Raw genomic sequence first — 13,205 nt, forward strand, 5'->3', positions numbered from 1 at the left:
TGAAGCCGCCGCATTCATCCCATTCCGGCGCGCTGTTCTCGCCTTTGTGAGGGCGGATCGCGCGTCTTGGATGAACCCTGCTCGACGAGCCATGCGGCCGGCGGCTTTCCAGGAGACCGACAATTGGCGGAACATCCCTATAGCTCCCTACCCGACCATCGCTTCTGGCGCAAGGCGGTGACGCAGACGCCGCCCTTCGCGATCGACCCGATTCTCTCCACGCCGTTCAAAATCTCGCTGAAAGACAGAGTGGCGACCGGCGGGAGTTGTTTCGCGCAAGAAATAGCTCAGAAACTAAAGGCCAGCGGTTACCACTATTATCTCGCCGAGCAGCCGCCGGAGGGCATGTCCGCCGCCGAGGCGGAGCGGCGCAATTATTCGATGTATTCCTGCCGCTACGGCAATCTCTACACCACGACGGCGCTGCTCCAGCTGTTCGACCGCGCTTATGGCGCGTTGAAGCCGGAGCTCGTGCATTGGGTGCGGCAGGAGGACGGCCGCATCGTCGATCCTTTCCGCCCGAGCATAGAGCCGGACGGCTATGACACGGTCGAGGACATGCTGGCCGAGCGCGAGCGGCATTTCGCCGCCGTGCGCAAAATGTTCGAGACGCTGGACGTCTTCGTCTTCACCTTCGGCCATACCGAATCCTGGCGCTGCCGCAGCGACGGCGCGGTGCTGCAGCAGGCGCCCGGCGTCGCCGGCGGCGTGTGGGATCCTTCGCTCTACGCCTTCCACAATATGACGGTCTCGGAAGTGGTGCGCGACTTTCTCGCTTCGGTCGATCGCATCCGCTCGGTCAATCCGGCGTCGCGGATCATCCTCAGCGTCTCGCCGGTCGGCATCATCGCCACTTACGAGGATCGCCATGTGCTCGAGGCCAATTCGGCGATCAAGGCGATTCTGCGCGCCGCGGCGGACGAGGTGGTGCGCGCGCGGCCCAATATCGCTTATTTCCCGTCTTACGACGTCGCGACGGCGCCGCCCAATGTCGCGCGCTTCTATCGGGAGGATGTGCGGCGCATAAATCCCTTCGGCATCAGCCAGACGATGCGCATGTTCTTCGATCATTTCACCGAGCGCGAGACGCAGACGGCCAAGATCGAGCCGCTGAAATTCGACGTGGCGGCGGAGGCGGAGAGCACGTCTCGCATCGTCTGCGACGAAGAGGCCATCGAAACCGCGTGACCTGCGAGATCGCGTGACCTTTTGGCGTTTCCCGCCCATCGGCGGGAAACGCGATCTTCGTTTCCGGAAACTAGAGCTTATATATCCCCTGTCGCAGTTCGAACGGAGGATTCGCCCCATGGTCACGGGCTCGCTCGCTCTCGCCGTCGCCGGCGCTTTCACAGGGGCGTCTCTCTATGTCAATTTCGTCGAGCAGCCCGCGCGGCTGAAGCTCGACGACAAATCGCTCATGAAGGAATGGGAGACTTCCGATCATCGCGGCTTCGCCCTGCTCGCCGGCCTCTCGCTGCTCTCGGCCGTTCTCGGCTTTATCGACTACAAGACCTCCGACGATGCGCGCTGGCTCGCCGGCGCCGCGGTGATCGTCGCCGCCTGGCCCTTCATGTTCTACGCGGTCTCGCCGCTCGACAACCGCATTCTCGCCTTGATCTCGGCCGAGGACGGCGTCGATGCGCGCAAGTCGATCGAGCTGTGGGGCAAGGTTCAGCTCGCGCTCACGGCGCTCGGCGCGCTCGCCGTCGCGCTCTTCGTCTTCGCCAACGGCTGAGGCGTCGCGGCCGAAGATTCGACATCATGCTCGTCGATCCTCCCTCCCGACAGAAGGAGGATCGACATGACACGCTCTTTCGCCCTCGCGCCTTCGGCGCTGCTGGCCGCCGCCGCTCTGGCGTGCGGTCCTGTGGCCGGCGCCTCGTCCAATGATCCGCGCGGCGTCTGGCTGCGGCCGGAAGGCGGCGTGCGGTTCAGCTTCTATGATTGCGAGAACGGCAAGCTCTGCGCCAAGGTCGTCGCCGCGCAGAGCGCCGAGGATCGCGCTTCCATAGGCGCGGTGATTCTACGCGGCGCCACGCAGACCGGCCCCAATCATTGGGCCGGCCAGATCTTCAATGTCGAGGACGGCAAGACCTATGACGGCTTCGTCACTGTCGACAGCCCGACGCGATTGACGCTGAAAGGTTGCCTCTGGGGCCTGTTGTGCAGCGGAGAGACCTGGACTCGCGTCTCCGCGCCGCCGGCCGCCCATGCGATGGTCGGCGACGATCTGAGATAGGCGCTCACCAAGGGGCGATCAATTCCCGTTGGAATAGACGCGAATCGATCGAATCTCGAAACGCGCCGGCAGCGCGTTTCTGTCGATCGGTCCGCCCCAGGAGCCGCCGAGCGCGAGATTGATGCGAATGCGCATGGGCTGGCGCAGCGGATCATCGGGGCCGCGCGGCGTGACGGCGAGCGCCTGCCGGCCGTCTATGGAGACGGAGATGGTCTCCGCGCTCCAATCCAGCCGATAGACGTGCCATTGCGAGGACAGAGTCGGCACATTGGTCTCGGCCGACCAATTGGTCAGCTCGTCCAGCGTCGGACCGGCATGGGCGCTGGTGAAGACGATGTTCGGATGCTTGCCGACCGCCTCCACTATATCGATCTCGCGATAGGGCGGCCCGTCGTCGCCGCCGAGCATCCAGATCGCCGGCCATGTCCCGGCGCCTTTCGGCGCGCGCGCGACGACCTCCACGGCGCCATAGCGCATCGAGAAGCGTGAGACGATGCTGCCGGATGTGTAGTCCGAGGTGAGCGTCGAGCGGGTCCAATCTTTGGAGGCGCCGTCGTAGCGGGCGTTCAGCACGCCTTCCGCGCGGCCTTCCAGCGCCAGCGCGCCATCGGCGACGAAGACATTCTCGGGGCGATAATATTGCGCCTCGTGATTGCGGATGAAGCCGATCTCATAAGACCAGAAATTTTGGTCGAGCGCGCCGGCGCGCGCGAAATCCTCCTCATGGACGAGACGGGCGGCGCGCTTCGGCTCTGCGGCGAGGCCTCGCTCGGCGAAGGCGATGGCGGCGACGCCGAGCGCGCAGATCAGCAGCGCGGCGGCGCCGGCTCGGCGGGCGAGACGCGTCGCGATGAAATCGAGCGAGGGCGCGGCGGTCGCGGGCTCGCCTGCCTTCGCGCGCTGCAGCAGGCGGCGGCGCAGCAGAGCGAGCATGGGCTTTTCGACGAGGAGATGCACGACGACGCCGGCGGCGATGGAGAGCGCCAGCGTCGTGACGACGGCGGCCATGCCGATGAGCGGTCGCTCGACCGGCAGATGCAGCGCGCGCGTTCCGACGCGCGCCAGCGTCAGCACGATCGGATGCGCGAGATAGATGGAATAGGAGGCGTCGCCGAGCAGCATGAGCAGTGGAGAGCGCGCGAGGGCGCCGCGCGATTCCGTCGCCAGCAGGCCGAGCATGAGCGCGGCGGAGGCGAGGCCCGCCGTTTGCACGCGCGCGAAATCGTCCGAATCGAACATTGCGACGAGAGAGAAGGCGCCGCCGCCGATGAGCGCGCAGGCCACGGGCCGCGAGATTTTCGCTATCGTCCCGCGCGTGAAGAGATAGCCGACCGCCGCGCCGATGACGAATTCGAGCACGATCGGATTGCAATAGATGTGCAGGAAAGGGTTGGTCGGCAGAAAGGCGAGGTAGAAGCCCGTCGCCAATGAGAAGAGGCCCGCGAGAATCGCCAGCCGCAGCCGGATCGAGGGAAGCAGCAGCAAGGCGGCGAACACGAAATAGAAATAAATCTCGTAGTTCAGCGTCCAGCCCAGCTTGAAGAAGGGCGTGTAATTGTCTTCCAGCGGATTGAAATGCGGGATGAACAGCAGCGACAGCGCGACATGGTCGAAGGTCGCGAGATTATGCAGCATCGCCGCGGGCCAAATGAGACACACCGCGAGAATCGCCAGGGTGAAGAGCCAGTAGAGCGGCGCGACGCGAATGAGCCGCCGCGCCAGAAACGCGCGCGGCCCGGTCGGCCGCTGCGCGGTGACGACCATCATGATGAAGCCGCTGATCACGAAGAAGAGATCGACGCCGGCGGCGCCGAAGGCGCGCGGCGTCGGCCAATAGAATTGCTCCGTATAGACGCCGGTGTGAATAAACACGACGAGAATCGCCGCTGCCGCCCGCAAATATTGGACAGCGCGGATTTCTTCGCTTCCGCTCGCGTTGCTGCCGGACATGCCGATCCTTTCGAGACAAATGGTTCGGGCGGCCGCCACGGCCGCGGAAATGATGTGCCAATCGGAGACGTTTCCGACGGCCTGCGCCATTGCTTGAAGGAAACATGCCAAGCCCGGCGAGCGGCGGCGTCTTCCAATGCGCGATCTGGACCGCGAGCCTTCAGGCTCGCTTCATTTGCGCTCGGCGCCATAGCGCATCAGCGGCTGGCTTGGGCGGCGGCGCTTTCGGCGGCGGCGCGCGCGGTCTCGGCCGTGAGCGGGCCGATGAGGATGAAGGCGAAGCCGGCGGCGCGCCATTCCACCGCGGCGAGGCCGGGCGCGGTCTTGGGCGGAGCCGAGGGACGCTCGCCGCCGGCGCGCTCGAAATAGAGCGCCGCCCGGGCGCCGGCGACGGATTGATAGATCAGCAGCCCCGCTGGCGAGATCACGCCCGGAACGAGTCTGCCGCCGACGAGCTCGAGGCCAACATCGGCGAGGTTCGGCAGTCGGCCGAAGCCGGCGCGCTCGCCGAGCCAGCTCGCGAGCTCGGCCTTTCGATCGGCGCCGATCTCCACCGGCCGCAAATCCTGCGCGAAGGTCAGATAGGCGAGCTGCGCATGGGCCACGAGGCCCGGCGGCTCGATCATGACCCGTTGCGGGGCGGAGGGCGGCGAGGCGGGACCGGTGAAGGCCAGCAGCGCCGCTCCCGCCACCACGGCGCCGGCGAGCAGCGTCAGCAGCGACATGACGATCGCCGGCCGGCGCGGCGGTCGGCGGCTGGTGTCCGAGCGGCGCATTGCGCGCAGCGAAGCGCCCTTGCTGGGGCTGAAGCGCGCCCAATTGACGCCGGAGCCGAAGCTGCGCGTGAGGCTCGTCACCGCGGCCGTCCGCAAGCCGGCGGGCAGAGGCTCCTTCACCGTCTGGGCGAAGGCCGCGCGCAGCGCCGCATTCTGCCGGCGCCAGCCCTCGACCAACGCCGCGTCCTCGGCGTGATCGTGCAGATGATTCTCTATGCGCCGGCGATTCTCGGCGTCGAGCTCGCCGTCGACGAAAGCATGCAGGTCGGATTCGTCGACATGCTCCCGGGGGCTCGTCATTTGCAGCCTGTTTATTTCACGACGCGCAGATGCGGGCCCGGCCGGCGGCCGGCGTCGGCTCCCGGCGAGGGGTGGCGGTCGAGCGCGGTCAGCGCCGAGCGCGCGCGCATCAGCCGCATCAGCGCCACCGGACGATCTGTGCGGGTGATGCGGGCGACCTCTTCATAAGTGAAGCCCTCGAGCGCCACGAGCAGAAGCGTCTCCCGCTCCTCGAAAGGAAGATCGGCGAGGCGATGCATGATCGCCGGCTGCCGCAGAGAGGGACGATGCGGCGCGGCGGAGCGCAGCCGACGTTGCGCGGCGAGGGTCAAGGATGCGTAGAGATCGACGCGAAGGTCGAGAACCGCGCCGGTCGCCTCGCGCCCGGCTTCGTCCGCCGTGGTCTGCAGCGCCGTGTGGACCAGCTCGTCGGCGAGATCATTGGCGGCGCCGGAAAGCAGCGCGCGTGCATAACGGCGCAGGCCCGGCGTGAGCCTTTCCAAGGTCTCGTCGAAATCCTCCGCCTGTCCCATCGCTCGGCCCGTCTCGCGCGGTCCTGACGCCTCGCCCGCGCGGCGCTGGTTCGGTTTCTTTCCCCACGGATATTATGCCAGTCCGGCGCGATTGACTATCTCCGCGCCCTGAGATTTATCTGTTTTTGTATGTCGGGCCGCGAGCGACGCCTCATCGGGGCGTCTTCCCGCGGGCGCCCCGCCTCACGTCCCGAGCCCGCGCGCCCATGCGCGCGCTGAACGTCCGATGTGCGCGCCTCGAGCGCGCATGTTGCGCGTAGCCCTCCAACGGCGTTGCCGACAGGCGGCGGAACCCCGCCTCTCGATCGCAGATTTATGGACCATTGCTCCCATGTCGCAACCGGAACCGACGTCGAACGGCAATATTTTCAGCGGCGTTCTCGCTGGCAAGCGGGGCCTCGTGCTCGGCGTCGCCAATAATAAATCCATCGCCTGGGGCATAGCCAAGGCCGCGGCCGACGCTGGCGCGCAGCTCGCCCTCACCTTCCAGGTCGAGGCGCTGGAGAAGCGCGTGCGCCCGCTCGCCGCCGAGATCGGCGCGACCGTCGTCGGCCGCTGCGACGTCTCCGAGCCGGAGACGATCGACGCCGTCTTCGCCGAGGTCGAGAAGCTGTGGGGCAAGATCGATTTCGTCGTCCATTGTCTCGCCTTCTCGGACAAGGACCAGCTCGACGGCCGCTATGTCGACACGACGGCGGAGAATTTCACGCAGTCGCTGCTGATCTCCTGCTTCTCCTTCACGGCCGTCGCGCAGCGCGCCGAGAAGCTGATGAAGGACGGCGGCTCGCTGCTCACCCTCACCTATTACGGCGCCGAGAAATGGATGCCGCATTACAATGTGATGGGCGTCGCCAAGGCCGCGCTCGAGGCCTCGGTGCGCTATCTCGCCGCTGATCTCGGCGAGAAGAACATTCGCGTCAACGCGATTTCCGCCGGGCCGATCAAGACTTTGGCGGCCTCGGGCATCGGCGACTTTCGCTATATTCTGCGCTGGAACGAATATAACGCGCCGCTGCGCCGCGTGGTGACGATCGAGGAAGTGGGCGAGACGGCGGTCTATCTGCTCTCGCCCATGGCGCGCGGCGTCACCGGCGAGGTGCTGCATGTGGACGCCGGCTACCATGTGGTGGGCATGATGAATCCGGGCGCGGCGCCGAAAATGGCCTCGCTGCTGGCGCTGCTGCCGCAGCATACGACAGAGGCGAAATAGTCTTTATTCGGAGACGGCCGTCATTCCCGACACGCGCGAAATCGCGCGATCGGGAATGCGCGGGCTATGAGCGAATGCCCCGAGCCGCGCCGCTTGATAGCGTATCTCATTTGAGATACGCTATTCGACGGATAGGGGCACGCGCATACACGCGCATAGGGGTAAGCACATGGCTGCACGCACTTCCATGCTTCATGTCCGAGTGGACGATGAAACCAAGGCGCAAGCGACGGCTGCGCTCAACGCCATGGGCTTGTCCGTCTCAGACGCGGTGCGGCTGTTCTTGCATCGAGTCGTAGCGGAACAAGCCTTCCCGCTGGAACTCAAGGCGCCGAACGCCGAAACGCGTTCAGCCATGGCGGAGGCCGAAGAAATCGCCCGGACTCGCCGCGGCCGCTTCGCAACTGCCGGCGAACTGTTTGCCGACCTTGAAAAAGCCCGCGGCGAGTAAGAGAGCGCGACCGCCTCGTGCGGCAGATTACGCAAAGTCGTTCCTGAAAGACTGGGAGCGACTGTCGCGCTCCGGTCGCTTCGACATGAGCCGGCTCAAAGAGGTCATGTTGCTGCTCATCGCCAACAGCGCCCCACTCGGAGCGGAGTGGCGCGACCATCCGTTGAAAGGCGAGTGGAAGGGCTACCGAGAATGCCATATCGGTGGCGATTTCCTGCTGGCCTATAAGATAGACGACCGCGACGAGGCGGGCCTCATCGTCTTCATTCGCGCCGGCGCTCACGCCGATCTTTTCGACGAGTAGCCGGCGCGTCCATCGATGCTTCATAACGCGGCCGATGCTTCATAACGCGGCGTCGCAAACGCTCACTATGCATGCTCGGACCGCGAGCCTTCAGGCTCGCATTCCCGCCCTCAGCGGAATTTCACGGTGAGATCGGTGCCGACGGCGCCGGTTTCCGAGCTAGGGCCTTGATCGGAGATGATGATCGAGCCGCCGAGCCATAGGCGATCGGCGATCTGCTGGCGCACATCGTCCGAGAGTTCGAGACGGTCCAGCGCGTCGGCGGCGCTGGAGGCCGCGCCCAGCGGGGCGGCGCTGCGCTCCTCCACCAATCCCTTCTTCTTATGCGCGGCGCGCGCTTCGGCGATGCGCGGCGGCATGGACAGAACCGACCATTTCAGCGCGCCATTCTCGCCGCTCGCCGTTGCGATATAGAGATGCGAGCCCAGCGGGCGTTCCGGCTCGCGGATCGTCGCCGGCGCGTCGAAGATCGGCGTCAGCCCCTGGCGCACATAGATGCGCTGATTCTTCTTGCTCACCAGAATGGAGATCGGCGCGGCGCGCAATTGCGCGTCCTTCTCCGCCTTGGCGGCGGCGGCGGAGGCTTCCGCCGCCTCGCGGGAGCGGCGGCCCGCCTCCACGACTTCTGCGTCGCTGGCGTTATAGGCGGTCTTGGCGGCCTCGAGCCGGGCCTTGGCCTCGGCGAGGGCGGCGTCCGCTTTGGCCTTGGCGGCCTCGGCCGGGCTCGCGCCGTCATTGGTGGGAAGGTCCGGCTTGGCGGTCGCCACATCCTGGCGCTTGGCGGCGGCGGCGTCGGCGGCCTTGGCCGCGGCTTCCGCCTTGGCGCGTGCGCTCGCCTCGGCGGCTTCGGCCGATCGCAGCTCGACGGAGGCGCGGGCGGCCTGCTGCCGCTTGGCGTTGAGAGCGACCGAGGCTTCCGTCGCCGCCTTGGAGGCGGCCGCGGCGTCGGCCGTGGCTTTCGTCTTCAGCTGCTCGGCGTAGCGACGCGGATTGAGCAGCGGCGCCGCGCCGCCATCGGCGAAGCCGTCGCGCAGGCCGGCGTCGGCGAGCGTCGCGGCCGAGGCTTCCGTCGGCGAGCGCATCTTGGGCGTGGGCAAAGCGGGATGCGAGATTTCGCTCGGCGACAGATCATAGGGCGCGATGACGACGCGCTCGCCGATGCGGGTCATGCCCCACAGCTTCTGTGCGAAGGAGTCCGGCAGGCGGATGCAGCCGTGCGAGGCGGGATGGCCGGTCACATGGCCCGTATGCATGGCGACGCCGGACCAGGTGATGCGCTGCATGTAGGGCATGGGCGCGCCGGAATAGAGATTGGAGCGGTGGAAGCGCTCGCGGCCGAGAATGGTGAACATGCCTTCCGGCGTCGGATGGCCGGGCACGCCGGTGGAGATGACCGAGCGATCCACGAGGCCATTGTGATTGTAGATGGAGATATGCTGGCCGCCGAGCGACACGACCGCGAACAGCGGTCGCGCGAGGCTCGCATTTTCGGCCGGCTTGGCCTCGGAGGAGCTTCCGCGCTTGCCGCGCTTGCGCGGCGCCTTGGGCGCCTCGCCCACGGGAGAATCGGCGGAATAGCCGAGCGCGGATGCGGGCCGCGCCTCGAGGGCGAGAACCGAGGCGGCGACGCTCGCGGCGCAGGCCGCGGAAAAGGCGCGAAGGCAGACCCTGCGGCTGCGGGCTACAGCAGCGACTTCCGACATGACGCGAAAACTCCTGACACACACGAACACATTGCTCGAGCACATAACGCTCTGGGCCGAACTGGACAGAGCCTCGCCCTCGCCTGCATTGCTCTTATTGGTTAATGTCGCCTTGAAATCTATGCGCCGGCGCACGTCGGGAAGAATTGCGGGGAATTTTTCCATTCGCCGCCATAATGCCTCGAGGCCGTTCTCCGCTTTTCGCTCGCCGCGCCCGTCCCCGCGCCCCCGGCCGGCCTATTTCTCCCGCATAGAATCGTTTCGGAGAGGAAGATGGCTGCGATGTCTTTTCGTCGGGCGTTGGGGCGGCTCGCGCTCGCGCCGCTCGCTCTGGCCCTCGCGCTCGCGCCGGCCGGGGCCTGCACGAGCTTTCTGCTGAAGGCGGCCGATGGCGCGCGCGTCTACGGCCGCACGCTGGAGTTCGGCTTTCCGCTCGAATCGGAGGCGATCGTCATTCCGCGCAATCACGCCGCGCGGGCGACGGGGCCGGACGGCAAGCCCGGCTGGGGCTGGAAATCCCGCTATGCGATCGCCGGGCTCAACGCCTTCGGCCTGCCGGTCGTCGTCGACGGCATGAATGAAAAAGGCCTCGCCGGCGGCATTCTCTATTTTCCGGGCTTCGCCGGCTACGCCGATCCCAAGACCGCCGACGCCGGCCATGCGCTGGCCCCTTGGGACTTTCTCACCTGGGCGCTGGGCAATTTCGCCAGCGTCGAGGAGCTGCGCGCGGCGCTGGACACGATCGCCATCGTCGATATCGTGCAGCCGAACCTCGGAATCGTTCCGCCCTTTCATTACACGCTGCATGACGCCAACGGCGCCTCGCTGGTCGTCGAGCCCATCGGCGGGCGGCTGAAAATCTATGAGAATCCGCTCGGCGTCGTCACCAACGCGCCCTCCTTCGACTGGCACCTCACCAATCTGCGCAATTATGTGAAGCTCTCGCCGGTGGACGCGCCGCCGCTGAAGATCGCCGGGGAGAGCTTCGCGCCGCTGGGCGCCGGCTCCGGCCTCCTCGGCATTCCGGGCGACCCCACCCCGCCGTCGCGATTCGTGCGCGCCGTCGGCATGACCCTCTCCGCCGAGCCGCAGAAGGACGCCGCCGGCGCGGTGCGCCTCGCCGAGCACATTCTCAATAATTTCGACATTCCGCTGGGGCTGGTGCGCGTCACGCCGCAGGACACCTCGCGCTTCGAGTTCACGCAATGGTCGTCGATCGCCGATCTCTCCGGCCGCGTCTATTATGTGAAGAGCTATGACAATCAGACCCTGCGCAGCATAGATCTCACCAAGTCGGAGCTCGAGGGCCGCAGCGTGCGGGCGGCCCCTCTGCGGCCCTCCTCCCGGATCGCGCCTGTCGAATTTCCAAAACATTAGGCGAAGCGCCTTGTCATGGGGGAGGGTTTTTGTTAGACGGGCCGCCTGCCGGCGCTTTGGTTTCGATCAGCGCCCCGGCGCGGTCGTGGCGGAATTGGTAGACGCGCTAGCTTGAGGTGCTAGTTGGGCAACCAGTGGAGGTTCGAGTCCTCTCGACCGCACCAAGCCTCTCTTCGTCGAGGCTGCTGACAGATCGGCTTTCGTCGCGGCCCGGCGTCGGGCGCCCGCAAAGCCCTCCCCCGATCCGAAGACCGCCGATCGCCTCGCGCGAGCCGTCGCCCGAAGAGGGTAGAATCGCCGGCTGGCAAAGATTCGGATAATTCCTGTCTCTCGCTCGCTGCTAAGATAGAGTCTCGGGGCGCCGGCGTCGAAAGCGCGCGCGGGCGCTCGAGCGGGCATGGAAACAAAAAATGTCGGGTCGCGAATTCGGTTTGGACAGATTGCTGAAGATATTCGAGCGCAAGGAGCGGACCTTCGACCGCTATGTCGACGCGCTCCCCACCCATCAGAACGCCATCGACGCCATTCCCGGCTGGAGCACCGCATTCCCCGAGGCCTTCGGGGTGACGGCCGGCATTGTCCCGACCTATTACGATCAGCGGATTTTCTGGGCCGTCGAATGTTTCGGGTCGCTGGAGGGCCGCGAGGTTCTGGAGCTCGGCCCGCTCGAGGCCGGCCACACCTATATGCTGGAGAACGCCGGCGCGGTGGTGGATGCGGTGGAGGCCAATCAGCTCGCCTTCATGCGCTGTCTCGTCGCCAAGGAGATTCTGCGGATGCAGAAGGCGCGCTTCTGGCTGGGCGATTTCGTCAAATGGCTGGAACAGACCGACAAGAGCTATGATCTCATCGTCGCCTCCGGCGTGCTCTATCATCAGCATGATCCGCTGCGGCTGCTGGAGCTGATCGCGCAGCGCGCTTCTTCCGTGTTCATCTGGACGCATGTCGTCTCGGACGCCATGCCGCTCTCCGATCCGCGGCGCAGCGTCATGGCGAAGGAGCCGGAAATCCTCTCCTTTCACGGCGTGAAGGTGCGCGCCTATCCGCGCAGCTATGTGAAGGCGCAGGCCAATCCGGCCTTTTGCGGCGGCATGCGCGACGATCATCGCTGGCTCGACAGGGACGATCTCCTCGCCGCGCTGCGGGCGCTCGGCTTCGACGACATTCGGACCAATCACGACGATCCAGACCATTTCTTCGGCCCGGCCATATCGATCTTCGCGCGGAAGTCATCGTAAGGCGCGGGCCGACGGCCGGAGCGGGAAGGCGATATGAGAGTGATGCTGCTCGGCGGGTCGAACGCCGGGGTCCATTTCGGCTGGGCCGCCCAATTGCAGGGGCTCATGCCGGAGCATGAGATGACCAACCGCTTTCTCGGCGCCGTCGGCTCGCTCTATGGCCTCGCGCGGCTCATCGAGGCGGAGCGGCGCGGCGAGGCGCCGCCCGATCTCGTCGTTTTCGAATATGCGCTCAACGACGTCATTCTGCTGGACGCCGGCTTCACCACGACCTCCCTGGTTCACGATTCGCTGGCCAGCGTCGCGCAGCATTGCGCGGAGCGCGGCGTCCCCTTGCTGTTCCTGTGCCTGCGTCCGCGCCCGACGGGCGGACGGCGCCTCTCCGCCTTCGTGCGGCGCATCGACCGCGTCTATCGCCGCATCGCCGCGGCGCATGGCATGGCCCCCTGCGTGACGCCTGCGACGATCTTCGGCGAGGAGCGCGCGGAGGATTTCGTCGATCCGCATCATCTCACCGCGGAAGCCTCGGTGAAATGCGCGAAGGTCGTGGCCGATTTCATTTCCGGCGGCGCCGTTCCGATTCCGTGGGCGTCCCGGCTTCACGCGCCCATTTTCGATTATGTCTCCGCGTCGCAGGCCGAGCCGCAGGGAAGCTGCCGCAGAGTGGAGATCGTATCGACGGTCTTCTCCGGGAGCTTTCTGGAGATCGCCCGGCCGGGGGCCAGCCGCTGGCCCGGCCGCGGCCGTCTCGCCGGCCTGCTGCTGCGCTCGACGCAAGAGAGCGGCGTCTATCGCATATCGGCGGGCGGGCGCGCTTTCGCCCGCACGGCGCAATCGAGCATGCGCGAGATCGTGCCCAATCTCATCCTCCTCCATTATTCGCGCCGACGCCCATGGGCCAATGACGATCTCGAGATCGCCATGCCGGACGATGAGAGCGCCCTCGCGGCCCTGCCGCAGGAGAAAACGCTGCTGCCGGCCGCGCCCGGCGCGCCTTTTGCGGAGCAGAGGTTGCAGATAGCCGCCGTCATGTTCTGGCGGCCGTCTTTCTGGCGGCGCTGGCTGGCCCTGCTCTCGCTACGCTTTCGCCAGCAAAAGCGAAGCTTTCGCTAGAACAAGGAGCTCGGGGCGTTCGGCCAAGCCGC

The 13,205-nt window shown here is 66.3% G+C and carries 13 protein-coding genes and 1 tRNA gene; 10 read left to right on the forward strand and 4 right to left on the reverse strand.

Translation table 11 applies throughout. From position 1 onward, the window contains the following. The first annotated feature begins 123 nt into the window (after positions 1-123). The 3 genes from K369_RS20205 (at position 124) to K369_RS20215 (ending at position 2,239) form a co-directional block, all read left to right on the forward strand. On the forward strand, positions 124-1,188 hold the full coding sequence (locus tag K369_RS20205) for a GSCFA domain-containing protein (protein ID WP_036296019.1): 1,065 nt from the start codon (positions 124-126) through the stop codon (positions 1,186-1,188). A gap of 118 nt (positions 1,189-1,306) precedes the next feature. Continuing rightward, positions 1,307-1,735: a DUF1772 domain-containing protein gene (locus tag K369_RS20210; protein WP_036293692.1), complete on the forward strand. Its 429-nt coding sequence runs from the start codon at positions 1,307-1,309 to the stop codon at positions 1,733-1,735. Between the two features lie 66 nt (positions 1,736-1,801). After that, positions 1,802-2,239 (forward strand): DUF2147 domain-containing protein, encoded by a 438-nt coding sequence (locus tag K369_RS20215; protein ID WP_036293693.1) that lies wholly within the window; start codon positions 1,802-1,804, stop codon positions 2,237-2,239. A gap of 18 nt (positions 2,240-2,257) precedes the next feature. On the opposite strand, the gene K369_RS20220 is transcribed toward K369_RS20215, so the two are convergent. The 3 genes from K369_RS20220 to K369_RS20230 all read right to left on the reverse strand — a co-directional run bounded on the left by K369_RS20220 (position 2,258) and on the right by K369_RS20230 (position 5,777). Then, a complete protein-coding gene (locus K369_RS20220) occupies positions 2,258-4,189 on the reverse strand; it encodes an acyltransferase family protein (RefSeq protein WP_036296024.1) in 1,932 nt (643 codons plus the stop codon). A 197-nt stretch (positions 4,190-4,386) separates the two neighbouring features. After that, positions 4,387-5,265: an anti-sigma factor gene (locus K369_RS20225; protein WP_036293695.1), complete on the reverse strand. Its 879-nt coding sequence runs from the start codon at positions 5,263-5,265 to the stop codon at positions 4,387-4,389. Positions 5,266-5,276: 11 nt separating this feature from the next. Next, a complete protein-coding gene (locus K369_RS20230; RefSeq protein WP_018267253.1) occupies positions 5,277-5,777 on the reverse strand; it encodes a sigma factor-like helix-turn-helix DNA-binding protein in 501 nt (166 codons plus the stop codon). Between the two features lie 331 nt (positions 5,778-6,108). On the opposite strand from K369_RS20230, the gene fabI reads away from it, so the two are divergent. The 3 genes from fabI (at position 6,109) to K369_RS20245 (ending at position 7,742) form a co-directional block, all read left to right on the forward strand. Continuing rightward, positions 6,109-6,987: an enoyl-ACP reductase FabI gene (fabI, locus tag K369_RS20235; protein ID WP_036293698.1), complete on the forward strand. Its 879-nt coding sequence runs from the start codon at positions 6,109-6,111 to the stop codon at positions 6,985-6,987. Positions 6,988-7,156: 169 nt separating this feature from the next. Continuing rightward, positions 7,157-7,438: a type II toxin-antitoxin system RelB/DinJ family antitoxin gene (locus K369_RS20240; RefSeq protein WP_156967994.1), complete on the forward strand. Its 282-nt coding sequence runs from the start codon at positions 7,157-7,159 to the stop codon at positions 7,436-7,438. Further along, positions 7,416-7,742 (forward strand): type II toxin-antitoxin system YafQ family toxin, encoded by a 327-nt coding sequence (locus K369_RS20245; protein ID WP_036293701.1) that lies wholly within the window; start codon positions 7,416-7,418, stop codon positions 7,740-7,742. The genes K369_RS20240 and K369_RS20245 overlap by 23 nt, the downstream gene beginning before the upstream one ends. A 110-nt stretch (positions 7,743-7,852) precedes the next feature. On the opposite strand, the gene K369_RS20250 is transcribed toward K369_RS20245, so the two are convergent. Next, positions 7,853-9,445, reverse strand: coding sequence for a L,D-transpeptidase family protein (locus K369_RS20250; RefSeq protein WP_245278253.1), 1,593 nt, complete (start codon positions 9,443-9,445; stop codon positions 7,853-7,855). A gap of 273 nt (positions 9,446-9,718) precedes the next feature. Between K369_RS20250 and K369_RS20255 the strand changes: the two genes are divergently transcribed. From K369_RS20255 to K369_RS20270, 4 genes are all read left to right on the forward strand, one after another. Continuing rightward, a complete protein-coding gene (locus tag K369_RS20255; protein WP_245278254.1) occupies positions 9,719-10,822 on the forward strand; it encodes a choloylglycine hydrolase family protein in 1,104 nt (367 codons plus the stop codon). Between the two features lie 79 nt (positions 10,823-10,901). Beyond that, positions 10,902-10,986: transfer RNA gene (locus tag K369_RS20260), tRNA-Leu, on the forward strand. 246 nt (positions 10,987-11,232) lie between these two features. Continuing rightward, positions 11,233-12,060, forward strand: a complete 828-nt coding sequence (locus K369_RS20265) for a bifunctional 2-polyprenyl-6-hydroxyphenol methylase/3-demethylubiquinol 3-O-methyltransferase UbiG (RefSeq protein WP_036293707.1) — start codon at positions 11,233-11,235, stop codon at positions 12,058-12,060. A gap of 33 nt (positions 12,061-12,093) precedes the next feature. Further along, on the forward strand, positions 12,094-13,173 hold the full coding sequence (locus tag K369_RS20270; protein ID WP_156967995.1) for an SGNH/GDSL hydrolase family protein: 1,080 nt from the start codon (positions 12,094-12,096) through the stop codon (positions 13,171-13,173). Positions 13,174-13,205: the final 32 nt, after the last annotated feature.

The sequence above is a fragment of the Methylosinus sp. PW1 genome (genome assembly GCF_000745215.1).
Lineage (GTDB): Bacteria > Pseudomonadota > Alphaproteobacteria > Rhizobiales > Beijerinckiaceae > Methylosinus.

What these genes read in the sequence shown, in the direction of transcription:
- K369_RS20225 (WP_036293695.1), bottom strand. Translation starts at nt 5,265, where the DNA reads ATGACGAGCCCCCGGGAGCATGTCGACGAATCCGACCTGCATGCTTTC.
- K369_RS20255 (WP_245278254.1), top strand. Translation starts at nt 9,719, where the DNA reads ATGGCTGCGATGTCTTTTCGTCGGGCGTTGGGGCGGCTCGCGCTCGCG.
- K369_RS20210 (WP_036293692.1), top strand. Translation starts at nt 1,307, where the DNA reads ATGGTCACGGGCTCGCTCGCTCTCGCCGTCGCCGGCGCTTTCACAGGG.
- K369_RS20250 (WP_245278253.1), bottom strand. Translation starts at nt 9,445, where the DNA reads ATGTCGGAAGTCGCTGCTGTAGCCCGCAGCCGCAGGGTCTGCCTTCGC.
- K369_RS20215 (WP_036293693.1), top strand. Translation starts at nt 1,802, where the DNA reads ATGACACGCTCTTTCGCCCTCGCGCCTTCGGCGCTGCTGGCCGCCGCC.
- K369_RS20270 (WP_156967995.1), top strand. Translation starts at nt 12,094, where the DNA reads ATGAGAGTGATGCTGCTCGGCGGGTCGAACGCCGGGGTCCATTTCGGC.
- fabI (WP_036293698.1), top strand. Translation starts at nt 6,109, where the DNA reads ATGTCGCAACCGGAACCGACGTCGAACGGCAATATTTTCAGCGGCGTT.
- K369_RS20240 (WP_156967994.1), top strand. Translation starts at nt 7,157, where the DNA reads ATGGCTGCACGCACTTCCATGCTTCATGTCCGAGTGGACGATGAAACC.
- K369_RS20230 (WP_018267253.1), bottom strand. Translation starts at nt 5,777, where the DNA reads ATGGGACAGGCGGAGGATTTCGACGAGACCTTGGAAAGGCTCACGCCG.
- K369_RS20220 (WP_036296024.1), bottom strand. Translation starts at nt 4,189, where the DNA reads ATGTCCGGCAGCAACGCGAGCGGAAGCGAAGAAATCCGCGCTGTCCAA.
- K369_RS20265 (WP_036293707.1), top strand. Translation starts at nt 11,233, where the DNA reads ATGTCGGGTCGCGAATTCGGTTTGGACAGATTGCTGAAGATATTCGAG.